Consider the following 13293-nt stretch of genomic DNA (forward strand, 5'->3'; position numbering starts at 1 on the left):
TGGTCTAACTTTGTAAATGCTGTCTTTCGCCCGCCAAGTAGAACTTCAAAGGGTCGACAGAAGACGAGCAAGACAAAAGAACGGCTAAGTTCACAGCGCATCATAGTGAGAGAATAGCGGAGACACAAGAATAAAATGTAAATTAATGGTAAAAACGCGTCATTTTCTGTAGTCTTTACTTTTTTGGCTTGTACCCAGAAAAACAAAATGGTAATAAATACAATATATTTAAGTAATTGTATTTATACGTGAAGACTTACTGATCATGTCAGCTATTTTGCATCGGTAATGTACAAAATACAACTTTTCGATTACCTAGGAGCTTGGACCCAATGTGACTTGGAGCAAGCCATTTTTTAAAGATAGTAGCTTGCGTCTTCAAATAAACTTTCTCGACATTGACCGCACCGCACAACACTCTCGTCCAAAAGGAGGGGGGTAATCCTTCTCTCGATAGATTACATTGATTTCCGATTACGCGTAATCATCATCAAGCCGCCAGCTATGATGAGAACGATGGCAATGATCGGTTGGTTGTGGAAAACCATGCTGAAAATAGACCCTATGGAGAAAATGGCGAAGAACAAAAGGGACATGACGGTTAGAATATTAATCGGGATGAGCAACCATTTATTTCGTCCCCCGAACCAATACAGTTCGAATAAACCCACAGCAACAGCCAGCATGAATCCAGGCCACATAAGGTGCCAGATATCGAACAGCATGGAGATTTGGCAGATGATGCCGGTCGTTAGGAGAAGCCCCCCTGGGACAAGCACGCCAACACCCCGCTGCTGCAGGATGAAGAAGTATAACCAGTGGAAAAACACGCCAACGGGTATGACAAATAAAGTAGGCCAGAAATACTCGAAAATGGTACCGGCATTGAACGTATTGTCACCTTTTAGAAACATAAAAACACCTAAGATAATCAATATAGGGCCCAGAAAGGCGCTGCGATTCAGATTCAACATGCTCACTCCTAAACGTTATTCTCACAATTAGTTTAAGGATATCATGACATGGAAAAAGTGTCTTCCTACTCAGGGGGAGGAGGGTATCGGTCGGAAGACTGATTTTTTTCTCCGTTATGGCCTTCCTTTTCTGCGTTGACGTCATCTTTCCTTTGTTTGGAAGCATGAATGAAAAAAGTCCACAAGCACACAATAAAAGGAACAGTGCACCATTTATGCTAAAAGGAGAGATGTTGATGCAAGGCAAGTTGCTAAAGGTAACGTTGCTATCGTTGTCCATTGCCTTAAGTGTTGTTCCTCTCAGAGCAGAGGCTAAGCTAGTGGACGAAAGACCTGTCGTAAAAATGCATTGTTACAGCCAATCCATGGTAAAGCTGAAAGGCGACCTAAAAAAGCTATGGCTCCAGCATGGTGTATGGGCGAGAAGCTATCTCGTAAGCACGCTTGCCGGTCTAGAAGATCAAGAGAAAGTGCTGGCAAGACTGCTCAAGAACCAGAAGGATATCGGAAATGCGATAAAACCGTATTATGGGGAAGCGATGGGTAATAAGTTAGGAGAACTGTTGACAGAGCATATCGTCCTAGCGGGTAAAGTTATAGCTGCAGCTAAAGGCGGTAATGCGTCTGATTATGAGAAGTATAATAAGGAATGGTATAGTAATGCCGATGATATTGCCGCATTTCTCAGCAAGGCAAACCCGAATTGGCCCATGAAAACACTGCAAGATTTTTTATATGGTCACTTGCAATTGTTTACTAATAATGTGTCAGCTAGGATCAAAAAGGATTGGGATGCCGATATTGCTGCGTTCGATCAAGGCGAGGAGCATACGATTATGTTTGCTGATTTTCTTTCAGACGGGATTATTAAGCAATTTCCTAAAAAGTTTAAGTAATAGGATAGCAAGCGCTCGAATGTGCTGTGAAAATAAAAAGCCTCGAAGACAATCGTCTTCGGGGCTTCTTCGCATCATTAGAAAAACTTAACGAGTTGATCTTTGATCTCATCATTCGTACCGCCAACAACCGTCTGGAACTGCGGCTTGTTGAACAGCGCTTGAATTTGCTGCGGATAAGTCTGCTCAATGCTGCGCAAACGGATGGACTCATCGAATTTGGCCGGATGAGCGGTCGAAAGAGCAACCGTCACTTCGCCGTCCACGGCGAGCTTGTCGGCAGCGGCTACCCCGCAAGCTGTATGCGGATCAAGCAGATACGCATATTTCTCATAGTATTCGCTGATTGTATCTAGGCACTCGTCGTTCTGCACGCCATAGGCAGCAAAGTCGGCTTGCACGGCTTGCAGCTTGTCGGCAGGAATAACAACGCGGCCTTCAGCCTTGAATTGATCCATGATCGCCGAAACAGCTTGCGCGTCTTCGCCATAGAGGTAGAACAAGTAGCGCTCGAAGTTGCTAGCCACTTGAATATCCATGGAAGGACTGTGTGTTCCGCGGAATGCTCCTGGTTGGTAGATGCCGTCCTGTACGAAACGCTCTAGAATATTATTTTCATTCGTCGCAAGAATGAGTTTATGGATAGGAAGGCCCATTTTCTGTGCCAAATAGCCAGCGAAGATATCACCGAAGTTACCTGTCGGTACACTGAAATTGACCTTTTCAGCCTGATTATTGTTCGCTAATTGGAAGTAAGCATAGAAGTAATATACCGTTTGTGCCAAAATGCGGGCAATGTTGATCGAGTTAATCGCGCGCAAATGGTAGCGGTGCTTGAACTCGACGTCGGCGAACAGCTCCTTGATAATACGTTGGCAGTCGTCGAAAGTGCCTTCAACGGAAAGATTCAGCACATTCGCATCGTCTACGGTAGTCATCTGCAGCTCTTGAACCTTGCTGACCTTCCCGTGGGGGTGAAGAATACAGATTCGGATGCCTTCTTTGCCGCGCACGCCTTCAATTGCCGAAGCCCCTGTATCCCCTGAAGTTGCTCCGAGAATATGGATAATCGAATTCGTTTTGCGAGAAACGTACGAGTAGAGATTGCCTAAGAATTGCAGAGCAATGTCTTTGAAAGCAAAAGTAGGTCCGTGGAACAATTCCAGCACATACGTGCCGTCGTTCAGACGTTTGACCGGTGTTACAGCCTCATCCCGAAAGGTTGCATAGCTGTCGTCAACAAGCTGCTTCAGCTCATTGCGCGGAATTTCGTTATTCACATATAGCGAGAAGATTTCAAGAGCCAACTCCGAGTAGGAAAGCTTTTGCCACTTCTGTAACGTGTCTGCCGATAATTGTGGGATATGCTTAGGAACAAGTAAACCGCCGTCGTCTGCCAATCCCATCAAGATGGCGTCGATGAAGCCGATGGGTTCTACTTTTCCGCGAGTGCTAATGTATTCCATATGAGTCCCCTTACGATTGAATTTTCAGTTATTGTATCAAAAAACAGACCATTTGGACAGTGTAGATACTTTACAAATGGGCAAAAAAACCTTCCTAAGATGGAAGGTTCTTCGATATGTTAATAGTATTAACCTATTCTTTCAGCATAAGATCCGGAACCTTGGCATCTAGCATGCGGATGCCCTTTTCCATCATCCGGTTTTCGACCAGCCTGCGCCGTTCTTCCGAAAAGGACCGCTTGGCATTGATCCATTGTGCGCCGACGATCCGCTGTCCCTCCCATTCGTAACCGACCGCGACCAGCCGATCATTCGGGCCGATCCGCCGCGTTTCGTAGCTCTCAAACCGCTGCAAAAGGCGATATACGGCAGCTTCTAGCGGTCCATCCTCCCAGGTCACATGAACGCTGTCAAAGTAGGACCGGACGGAAAATTTGATTATGGGGAACGTCTGCTTTAATGCCTTGCGGATCTTCTGCGCCGTTTCTTTTCCGGTTTCGTTTATCATGCTTGGATCTTCCTTTCTTTTTTGGAGTGGACCGGGAACCGCTAGGTTCCCGGCTGCTTTTCTCGTTTATCCGGCTTCGTCGAACGCCACGCCTAAAATGTAATCCGCGGCCTTCTGCGCTTGTCCTGCGGCTTGGACGATCAGCTTTTTATCATCCTTCAGCCGCCGCAGCCAGCTCCCCACATACGCCGCGCTGTTTTCCATGGTCGTGTTATCAATCCCGGCAACGCCGCATAACATGGCCGCGCCGATCTCCGCGACAAGTTCCTCTTTGCTGTAGCTTTCATCCCCGAACGCGGCCAACTCCGTAATGCCCGAACGGTCCAAACGGTTTTTGTGGCCGGTGCTGTGAACGTGTTCATGAAATAACGTGCTGTAATATTCCTCGGGCCTAGCGTAATCGCATAGCGGCGGCACGCTGACAACATCCTGTGCCGGTCGGTAGAAGGCCCGGCCGGAAGCGAATAAAACAGGCGGCGCGTCCTTGTAACCGGCACAAATTGTAGTAGCGCAGAAACGGGATTTTCACCGGCTTGTCGCTGTCGTCGTCCTCTTTCTCCAGCCACGTCCAAAAGACGACGATATGCCCTTTTTCGCCCTTCTTGACCGTTCCCCCGGCTTCCGTTACCTGTTTAAAGCTGGCATACTCGCCCGGCTCCAGTAGCAGCGTATTAATGCCCCGATAGGGCTTTTGATTTTTCCAGTTCACCGCCGCGCCCACGCGCCAAGGCACAACGCCTTTTTCCAGCAGTTCAATCATGCGATTGGTTATCATTTCGTAAATTTTTTCGCTCATGGGTTCCCTCTCCCTTATGTGGTATAATGGAGGGGCGAAGGGATCCAATTCTTCGCCCCGGCCGAACCTGCTCCCTTAAGCAGCTCGGCCTTTAATATTCTTCCGGCAGTAAAAACGTGGTTACGCTGCGGTCATGCTCGGTGATGATCCAAAAGGTAACGCCGCCCTCGCTGGTGTACGCCGACAGAAGCCGGAAGCCGTTTTGTAAGGCTTCGTTATTGCTCTCGGTGTCCTCGTCGCTAAGTTCGCCCCAATCGCCGCTCTGATGCCTGACAAGCGCTGAAACCCGGTCTAGCTCGGTCGTCGCTTCCAAAACGCCGGGAGTCGCGACCACTTGCCCAAGCGGAAATTTTTTAACGAAAATGTCGTCTTGTGCCATCTTGTTTCTCACCTCCTTTCAAGCTTGTTTTTTTTCCTTTCAACCCTATTCGGGAACCGTTTGCCGGTCAGCCCTAGCGGCGTTTGAGCGGAAGGTTTTAAGGTTTTTGAGCAGTTTGCTTGTGATGCTGCCCTCGCCTTGCGGTATGGAGTTTTCAAAGAACATAATCATTCGTTATACCGTAGCCGTCGCAGATTTTGGATCATATCGGTTCTCGCAGCGCAAGGTTGCCCGAAGGGACGACAAAAAGTTTTTTGAGCGTTTTTCTCAAAAAACTTTTTTCGCCTTGCGCGGAGAGGTTCGGTATGATTCCATGCGACCGGATGGATACGGTAAGACGAATGTCTTCTTTGAAAAGCGTAAGTACGCAAGGCGGCACGCGGGATAACGTCTGCGAGGGCGAACCTTCCGCTTCGTAGATCCCGGCTTGCAAACGGTTTGCATCGAGGAAGGACCGGCTGCACTTGCGCATGTTGAAAACATGCAGCGACAGCGGAATGGATTCATGATGCGCTGCCTTGGCATCGTAAGCCATGTTTGCCATGCAGCGGCAGCGAAGCGATAGCGGAATGGCAATGATGGGTGAGCTGCGCTTTAAAAGCCATTGCTTCCCTGCGAGTTCCGTTAAGAATCCCAATGGAACCCGGACGCTTGTTCCCGGGTCGCTTGGGATTTAGGGACGCTGAACCGGGGGATTAGACTTCCATTTCCAAACCCTGCCCTGGCTTAAGCCAGGACAACATGCTTAAGCAAATAAAAAAAACAGCCCTAAAATGGACTGTCCCTGACGGCTTACATATGAAATTGGTCGATCATTCGGAAATAAGTTGCTTCCAAATTGTCGAAATTTATCGGATATTGTTGAAATGTACATTTGATCTGCTTATAATAGGATAATATCGAAAAAGGCAAACTTATTGAAAGATAAGGACGCAAAACTACGGGCCCTACCGGATATTCTCCAAGGGCAGCCGAGTCGCCGAATTGAAACCTCGATTTCCTTTATAGGAAACACCGGTCACTCCCTTCGAGTGGCCGTTTTTCTGTTTACCCATCCTAATTAAGAGGTGAAAGATTGAATACATCTAAGATTAAACAGCAAAGAATCACTAAACTCCTTATATCCTTAATCTTTATTTATGTGGTCGCTGACTTTATTTTTGAATACATTCATAATCAATATATCCACGAGTTTATTCATAAATCTCGTTTCGTCGAATGGGAAGTTGCGTTTATCATTGGCGAACAGATACTGGTCGCCGTCCCCTTAATCTTTGCTTTTATCCAGTTTTATAAAAGGGATACCGAGCAGACCCGCCGCCACTTATTAGAAATTATGGAGAGTGAGTCCCGTCACCGCATGTTGATGGATGCCCTCCCGGATTTCGTGCTCATTGAATCACAAGGAAAAGTCCAATATATCAATGATGCTGCTGCACAATTGCTCCGAGTTTCCAGCAAAGAGGAGTTAATCGGGCGTCCCGCAACCGACTCCATTTTTGCAGCACCTTCCCCAAACAGAGAGCCAGTCGTGGGCCAAACCTCAGGTACAGAATTACATCGGGTTACCGGGAGGGACGGCATTGAAATTGAAGTGGAATATTCTAGTCAGCCCATCAATTATAACGGGTTTGATGCCATATTATATATCGGCAGGGATATCACCGAGCGCAACAAAAAATACAACGAATTAGCCATAACAAGAGCCCAGCTTCATAATATATTAAATTCCATAGATACGGGTATCTGGTCGTATGACGTTAAGGAAGATAAAATGCTTTTTGTTTCCGAAGCTTACAAAAAAATGTTTGGAATCCCTTCTGAAGAAAATGACATCAGCCCGGATCGCTGGCGGGAACTAGCCCTTCCAGAAGATCTGCCTGCTTTTGATGAGAGTTTTGCAAGAATATCGGAAACAAATTTATTCATCTACGACTTTCGCTACTATAAACCTGACGGTTCAATCGGGTATATCCAAACCCGGATCGTCCCCGTTAAAGACGATGAAGGCACAGTAGTTAGGCTAGATGGCGTGAATATCGATATAACCAAACGAGTGAGCGACCAGAAAAGAATTGAATTTCTGGCCTATCACGATGAACTAACGGGCCTGCCAAACAGGCGTATGTTCAGGCAACGTCTAAAGGAAGCGGCAACAAACGCAACCAAACACAATGAAAAATTCGGTGTTGTCTATCTGGATATGGACAAGTTTAAAAATATTAACGATACCATGGGACATTATGCGGGAGACCTCTTTCTCATTTCCGTGGGTGCACGTCTTCTCGGTGAATTTGATCAAACACAACATACCGTTGCAAGAATGGGTGGAGACGAGTTCACACTCATCGTGAACGGAATAAAGTCGGGCGATCACTTGAAAGACATGATCGCTCGGATAGAGAAGTTGTTTCATGAACCGTTTCTATTGGACGGTGTGGATTTCATCGTTACTGCGAGCATTGGGATTTCCGTCTACCCGGATGACGGAACCGACGTTGATATGCTTATGAATTATGCTGATCAAGCCATGTTTTTGGCTAAAGAATCACGTAATGGGCACAAATATCACAATCTCCAAGAATCAACCCTCGATATAGAACGTTATCACCTGCAAAACGGTCTGCAAAAAGCGCTCGAAAATGACGAGTTCAGCGTCTTCTATCAGCCTAAATACAATATATCGGACAGCAGGCTGATCGGTGCAGAAGCACTTATTCGCTGGAAACATCCCAAATTGGGACAAGTCTCCCCTGCGAAATTCATTCCGATTGCCGAAGAGTTCGGACTCATTAAATCAATTGGTGAGTGGGTGCTTGAGCAAGTATGCAAACAGATCGCCGTTTGGCAAAACCTAGGTTACAGGTTCCCGGTCAGTGTCAATTTATCCGTCAAACAGTTCCGCGAGGAAACAATCGTCCAAACGATCCGCAGCATGATCGAACGATCCGGCATCGACCCAGGGCTTCTGGAACTGGAGATTACCGAGGGCATGGCGATGGACATTGAAAAAGCGCTGCGGATTTTGCAGGAACTTAGAAAGATTGGACTCAGAATCAGCGTCGATGATTTCGGAACGGGTTACAGTTCTCTTAATTACTTAAAAAAACTGCCGATTCATCAATTAAAAGTAGATAAATCCTTTATTGATGATATCACTCGGGATCTGGGCGATGCGGCTATCGTATCCACAATTGTCACTCTCGCACATAACTTGAACTTGAAGGTCATTGCCGAGGGAGTCGAGAACATGGAGCAATTGGAGAAGCTTCGAGAAATAGGTTGCGATGAGGTGCAGGGGTATCTGTTCAACAAGCCATTGCCACTCGCAGAATTTGATGAGATTTTGTACCAGAATTTTGGGAAATAAAATACAAAAAACATATGCCTGCCATAATGGAAATATTGAGACCCCTTTTATGTACAAAACATATGTTTACGTTCACCGCAATTGATCCTAAACTATACTATGAGGTTAGCCAGTTTTTACTGGTTGACCTCTTTTGTCTTTAAGAGGAGGTTTAGTTGCGGTAACCGAGGTAGAACGTCTCTGCCTGTGGGGCTTTGATCCCGTGTCCTAAACTGTTCATCCCTTCGCAGATCCCGGCTTGCAAACGGTTTGCATCGAGGAAAGAACCGGCTGCACTAACGCATGATGAAGACATGCAGCGATAGCGGAATGGATTCATCATGCGCTGCCTTGGCTTCGTAGCCCATGTTTGCCATGCAGCTGCAGCGAAGCGATAGCGAAATGGCAATGATGGGTGAGCGGTGCCTTCAAAAGCCCTTGCTTCCCTGCGAGTCCCGTTAAGAATCCCAATGGAACCCGGACGATTTTGCCGGGGTCGCTTGGGATTTAGGGACGCTGAACCGGGGGATTAGACTTCCCTTTCCAAACCCTGCCCTGGCTTAAGCCAGGACAACATGCTTAAGCAAACAAAAAAACAGCCCCAAAGGGACTGTCCCAAACGGAATATGTATGAAATTTTTCGATCATTTATGGAAGGAGAACTTTATAATGATTAAATAAGCAGCTTCTCGGAAAGGGCTCCTCCATTGACTTGAACAGAAATAGCCGCTGAAGCAGCTTGTGTGGTGACAGGCATAATCGTAGTCGTTTGGGCAGTTTCATTCGTTGCAGCATATGCTGCGCCCGTCGTCATCATGGCGGATAAGGATAGAATAGCTAGGCTCTTTTTCATTGTGCGATTCATGGTTGTAATTCCTTCCTGTATGTAAGTTGTGTAGGATAGTCTGTCTTCTTAAACGAACGCATTTTCCAGAATGTTGCAGGTGAACGGAAAGTTTCGTTAAAAACAACTTAATAAGTAGACTTCAATTGGCTTAAACTATAAAATCAATCTTAGCTAAAAATGGAAAGGGGTGGAAACCGTGTCTTTTGTAATCAAATTGCGGTGGTTTTTCAAAGAAAGATGGAAATACTACGTGCTTGCAATTAGCTTAATGATTTGTGTGAATTTATTGGCGACGATTCCGCCTAAAATGATAGGGAATACAATTGACCAGATTCGCAGCGGGAATTTAACGGCATCTAGTTTAAGTCAGACTGTCCTTCTGCTTGTAGGCTTGTCTCTCCTATTATATGTATTTACTTATATTTGGATCACGACCTTATTCGGCAATTCGGCACTCGTTGAGAAAGTGCTCAGAGGGCGTTTACTGGCTCATCTGACGAAAATGACACCGGCTTTCTTCCAACGCAACAGCACGGGTCAGTTAATGGCATTAGCTACGAATGATGTGCTTGCTATTGGCCAGACATCTGGTTACGGCGTTATGACACTCGTTCACACGTTGGTAGGAGCATCCGTCGTCATTATTACTATGATTTCCCTAATTAGCTTCAAATTAATGATTGCGGCGCTGATTCCTCTGCCTTTTCTAGCCTTGGTGATTAGTAAGCTGGGTCAAAAAGTGAGAGTGCGCTTCCTTGCTGCGCAGGCCTCTTTCGGTCAAATGAATGATCATGCCCTTGAGTCCATCTCCGGTATTCGTGTGATTCGTTCTTATGTTCAGGAAGATCATGATCTAGTCGCCTTCGATAAAGTGACGTCAGAAGTGATGAATAAGAATAAACGCGTATCCATGCTGAATGCGCTTTTTCAGCCGCTTACCTCGTTGATTGTCGGTCTGAGTTATTCGATAGGCATTGGCTATGGCTCTTATATGGTCTTTCATGATGAGATCACGTTGGGTCAGCTGATTTCATTTAATATATACCTAGGTATGCTGATCTGGCCGATGATTTCTTTCGGCGAGTTTATTAATGTCCTGCAGCGCGGAAGTGCCTCAGCTGACCGTTTGGACACAGCGCTGACGCAGAAAGCGGATATTGTTGATGTCGATGCGCCGATTGCAGTGAGTGTACCGGAACGTATCGAGATGCAGGGGCTAACCTTTACGTATCCGACTGCCAACCATCCAAGTCTAGTCAACGTTTCTTTCCAATTAGAAAGAGGGCAGACGCTAGGGATTGTAGGCCGTACGGGTAGCGGCAAAAGCACGCTGCTGAAGCAGCTGCTGCGGCAATTCCCGATTGAACCAGGCAAGCTGCTGGTTTCAGGCGTGCCGATTGAGAGAATCGCCTTGGATCAGGTGAAGCGCTGGGTTGCCTACGTTCCGCAGGAGCATCTGCTGCTGTCGAAATCCATTCGCGACAACGTCGCACTGGGTAAGCACGATGCTTCGCCGGAAGAGATTGCGCGAGCCATAGAGATGGCCTCTTTTACCCAAGATATCGAGCAAATGCCGGAAGGCCTAGCAACAATTGTCGGCGAAAATGGCGTTATGCTGTCCGGTGGACAGAAGCAGCGTCTGGCGATTGCTAGAGCCCTTCTGATCGATTCGGAAATCCTGCTGCTCGATGACTCGTTATCCGCCGTCGATGCGCGGACGGAAAGCCGTATTCTCCAGCATATCCGCAAGGAACGAGCAGGCAGAACGACATTGATCAGCACGCACCGACTCTCAGCTGTGAGCCACGCGAATTGGATCCTCGTCCTGGATGAGGGGCGAATCGTCGAAGAGGGTACCCACGAAGAGCTGATGCTGTTCGGCGGCTGGTACCGTGAGCAGTGGGAGCGTCAACAAATGGAAGCGAGCTTGGAAGAATGACCAACAAAGAAGGGAGGACGACATGATGCAGAAACCGTCCACGGCGAGAAGGCTGATTTCGTATGCACTCGTCTATAAGTTCAGGATTCTCGGCGCACTGCTCATTCTATGCTGCGCAGTGGGCGCCGAGCTGGGCGGACCTTATATAACTAAAACCATTATCGATCAGCATTTGTCTACAGGTACACACACGATGGCGCCTGTACTTAAGCTGCTTGGTCTCTATATGGGCTTGCTCCTCATAGCAAGCATTTGTAATTTCTCGCAAGCCTATTTGCTCCAATCTACGGCTTTGCAAATCATCAAAAACATGCGCATGGACTTAATGCAGCACATTCAGCGCATTTCGCTGCGCTATTTCGATAACACGCCGATCGGGCAGGTTGTATCCCGAATTGCGAACGATACCGAGGCGATCCGCGATTTATTCATGAGCTTCATGGCTACGTTCGTCGTGAGCATGATGCAGCTAACCGGCATCTTCGTAGCTTTATTCATTCTGGATTGGCATCTTGCACTTTTTTGCTTGGTGCTGCCGCCAATCTTCGCATTAATTATGGTCGTTCACTTAAAATATTCGAAAATCTTCATCACCATTATGCGTGCGCGGTTGAGTGATATGAACGCGATGATTAACGAATCGATCGTGGTTATGCCCATTATTCAAGCCTTTCGCCGGGAGAAAGTGACGCTTGAGGAATTCGAAGTGCTGAACAAGGACCGCTATGTGAATCAGCTGAAGCAGTTCCGCATTTTTTCCCTATCCTCTCGTAATATTGTGGGGACCATCGGCAGTCTGGTGACGGCTATGGTCATTTGGTATTTTGGCCGGGAATCGCTGACGGCTGTGATTTCTTTTGGGGTGTTTTATGCGTTCATCGATTATCTGGGGCGGATCTTTCAGCCGATTATCGGGATCTTCGATCAGTTGACGAATGCGCAGAGAGCCTTTGTTTCCGCGGATAAGGTGTTCACCATCCTAGACATGGAAGGCCAAGAGGTAGAGAAAACCGATAAGGTCAGCCGCCCGGAAGGCGTCGTTAAGTTCGAGGACGTAACCTTTGCCTATAAAGCTGGGGAAAACGTGCTGAAGCATATTTCCTTCGAAGCTCGCAAAGGGGAAACTGTAGCCTTGGTCGGACATACAGGCTCAGGCAAAAGCTCCATCATGAACCTGCTGCTTGGTTTTTATGAACCGGATGAAGGCAGCATCACGATTGATGGACGCGACATCCGGGGGATGTCCAAGCAAGCGCTGCGCAAGCATATGGGCATTGTTTTGCAGGACCCGTTCTTGTTTGCTGGAGATATCAAATTCAATGTTAGCCTCTATAATGAGGAGATTTCGCTGGAACGCGTGAAAAATGCACTAAGCGATGTAGGCGCATCCTCCTTCATTGAGCAGCTGCCTAATGGCTATGATGAGCAGGTTGTGGAGCGGGGAAGCACCCTGTCTTCCGGCCAAAGACAACTCATTTCGTTCGCGCGAGCGCTGGCCTTCGACCCGTCGATTCTCATCTTGGATGAAGCGACAGCCAGCATCGACAGTGAGACGGAAGGGCTGATCCAGCGCGCGCTGAAAGTCGTCAGCGAAGGGCGCACGACCTTGGTCATCGCGCACAGGCTGTCGACGATCCGTGATGCGGATCAGATTCTTGTGCTGCACCGCGGCGAGATTGCCGAGCGTGGCAATCATGAGACGCTGATGGCGCTTGGCGGCCGATACGCGAAGATGTATCAGCTTCAGAAGGGCGAGTCGGCTGTTGTGGGCTGACTTAGACGTATAAAGCCTGCCTATAAGTGAAGCATAGGACGTGTGGTAAAAGGATAGGCCTTTCCCGATAGGGGAGGCCTTCTTTTTTGCCAATTTGCCTGCACAGTTCATTTTGGTTAAAAATGAAGATGCAAAAAGTGCATGTATTTTCCGGTGTGTAGTCCTTTATTAAGAAAGAACCTGCAAAAAGTGCAGCAAAAAAGTAATCTTTTAATCAGATCGACTTGTTTAGGATAGATTAGCTGTAGTTTTTGCAGCAAAACTTGCTGTGAAGCCCATTTAAGCCAAATTTGCTGTACAAGATGCATCAACTTGTTCATATATTTCCATCCACCGCGCCAACAAGAATGTAATCCAATAAATCA

General features: G+C 47.2%; 13 protein-coding genes and 1 riboswitch. Of the genes, 4 read left to right on the top strand and 9 right to left on the bottom strand.

Translation table 11 applies throughout. The features are described from left to right. Positions 1–458 precede the first annotated feature (458 nt). Complete coding sequence (locus G519_RS0123490) at positions 459–965, bottom strand: hypothetical protein (protein ID WP_029196777.1); 507 nt, start codon at positions 963–965, stop codon at positions 459–461. Positions 966–1210: 245 nt separating this feature from the next. Here G519_RS0123490 and G519_RS0123495 point away from each other — a divergent pair, with 245 nt between their 5' ends. After that, the gene (locus G519_RS0123495) at positions 1211–1870 is read left to right on the top strand and encodes a hypothetical protein (protein ID WP_029196778.1); all 660 of its coding nucleotides are present in this window, start codon (positions 1211–1213) and stop codon (positions 1868–1870) included. 77 nt (positions 1871–1947) lie between these two features. Here the strand turns inward: G519_RS0123495 and thrC are convergent, their stop codons facing one another. The 6 genes from thrC to G519_RS0123520 form a co-directional block, all read right to left on the bottom strand. Next, the gene (thrC, locus tag G519_RS0123500) at positions 1948–3336 is read right to left on the bottom strand and encodes a threonine synthase (protein WP_029196779.1); all 1389 of its coding nucleotides are present in this window, start codon (positions 3334–3336) and stop codon (positions 1948–1950) included. 133 nt (positions 3337–3469) lie between these two features. After that, entirely contained in the window at positions 3470–3844 is a 375-nt protein-coding gene (locus G519_RS44235; RefSeq protein WP_051253622.1) for an LPD29 domain-containing protein, read from the bottom strand. 66 nt (positions 3845–3910) lie between these two features. After that, the gene (locus G519_RS52340; protein ID WP_244280196.1) at positions 3911–4261 is read right to left on the bottom strand and encodes a zincin-like metallopeptidase domain-containing protein; all 351 of its coding nucleotides are present in this window, start codon (positions 4259–4261) and stop codon (positions 3911–3913) included. Next, positions 4236–4640 carry an ArdC-like ssDNA-binding domain-containing protein gene (locus tag G519_RS52345; RefSeq protein ID WP_244280197.1) on the bottom strand — a complete coding sequence of 135 codons (405 nt, stop codon included), beginning with the start codon at positions 4638–4640 and terminating at the stop codon, positions 4236–4238. The genes G519_RS52340 and G519_RS52345 overlap by 26 nt, the downstream gene beginning before the upstream one ends. 91 nt (positions 4641–4731) lie before the next feature. After that, complete coding sequence (locus tag G519_RS0123515; RefSeq protein ID WP_036633673.1) at positions 4732–5019, bottom strand: hypothetical protein; 288 nt, start codon at positions 5017–5019, stop codon at positions 4732–4734. 202 nt (positions 5020–5221) lie between these two features. Next, complete coding sequence (locus tag G519_RS0123520) at positions 5222–5656, bottom strand: hypothetical protein (protein WP_029196781.1); 435 nt, start codon at positions 5654–5656, stop codon at positions 5222–5224. Positions 5657–5916: 260 nt separating this feature from the next. Next, a riboswitch (cyclic di-GMP riboswitch) is annotated at positions 5917–6003 on the top strand. Positions 6004–6094: 91 nt separating this feature from the next. Here G519_RS0123520 and G519_RS44245 point away from each other — a divergent pair. After that, the gene (locus tag G519_RS44245; RefSeq protein WP_051253623.1) at positions 6095–8389 is read left to right on the top strand and encodes an EAL domain-containing protein; all 2295 of its coding nucleotides are present in this window, start codon (positions 6095–6097) and stop codon (positions 8387–8389) included. Between the two features lie 151 nt (positions 8390–8540). On the opposite strand, the gene G519_RS50430 is transcribed toward G519_RS44245, so the two are convergent. Together G519_RS50430 and G519_RS0123530 are read right to left on the bottom strand one after the other, a co-directional pair. Further along, positions 8541–8777, bottom strand: a complete 237-nt coding sequence (locus G519_RS50430; protein ID WP_127528006.1) for a hypothetical protein — start codon at positions 8775–8777, stop codon at positions 8541–8543. A gap of 264 nt (positions 8778–9041) precedes the next feature. After that, on the bottom strand, positions 9042–9233 hold the full coding sequence (locus tag G519_RS0123530; protein ID WP_029196782.1) for a hypothetical protein: 192 nt from the start codon (positions 9231–9233) through the stop codon (positions 9042–9044). Between the two features lie 178 nt (positions 9234–9411). On the opposite strand from G519_RS0123530, the gene G519_RS0123535 reads away from it, so the two are divergent. Both G519_RS0123535 and G519_RS0123540 read left to right on the top strand, forming a co-directional pair. Then, positions 9412–11154: an ABC transporter ATP-binding protein gene (locus tag G519_RS0123535; RefSeq protein ID WP_029196783.1), complete on the top strand. Its 1743-nt coding sequence runs from the start codon at positions 9412–9414 to the stop codon at positions 11152–11154. Between the two features lie 22 nt (positions 11155–11176). Further along, positions 11177–12928 (top strand): ABC transporter ATP-binding protein, encoded by a 1752-nt coding sequence (locus G519_RS0123540; protein ID WP_029196784.1) that lies wholly within the window; start codon positions 11177–11179, stop codon positions 12926–12928. Positions 12929–13293 lie beyond the last annotated feature (365 nt).

The sequence above is a fragment of the Paenibacillus alginolyticus DSM 5050 = NBRC 15375 genome, from assembly GCF_000422905.1.
In the GTDB taxonomy this organism is placed as follows: Bacteria; Bacillota; Bacilli; order Paenibacillales; family NBRC-103111; genus Paenibacillus_E; species Paenibacillus_E alginolyticus.

Coding starts and splice junctions, on each gene's coding strand:
- G519_RS0123515 (WP_036633673.1), bottom strand. CDS start 5,019: ATGGCACAAGACGACATTTTCGTTAAAAAATTTCCGCTTGGGCAAGTG.
- G519_RS0123530 (WP_029196782.1), bottom strand. CDS start 9,233: ATGAATCGCACAATGAAAAAGAGCCTAGCTATTCTATCCTTATCCGCC.
- G519_RS0123540 (WP_029196784.1), top strand. CDS start 11,177: ATGATGCAGAAACCGTCCACGGCGAGAAGGCTGATTTCGTATGCACTC.
- G519_RS0123495 (WP_029196778.1), top strand. CDS start 1,211: ATGCAAGGCAAGTTGCTAAAGGTAACGTTGCTATCGTTGTCCATTGCC.
- G519_RS44235 (WP_051253622.1), bottom strand. CDS start 3,844: ATGATAAACGAAACCGGAAAAGAAACGGCGCAGAAGATCCGCAAGGCA.
- thrC (WP_029196779.1), bottom strand. CDS start 3,336: ATGGAATACATTAGCACTCGCGGAAAAGTAGAACCCATCGGCTTCATC.
- G519_RS52345 (WP_244280197.1), bottom strand. CDS start 4,640: ATGAGCGAAAAAATTTACGAAATGATAACCAATCGCATGATTGAACTG.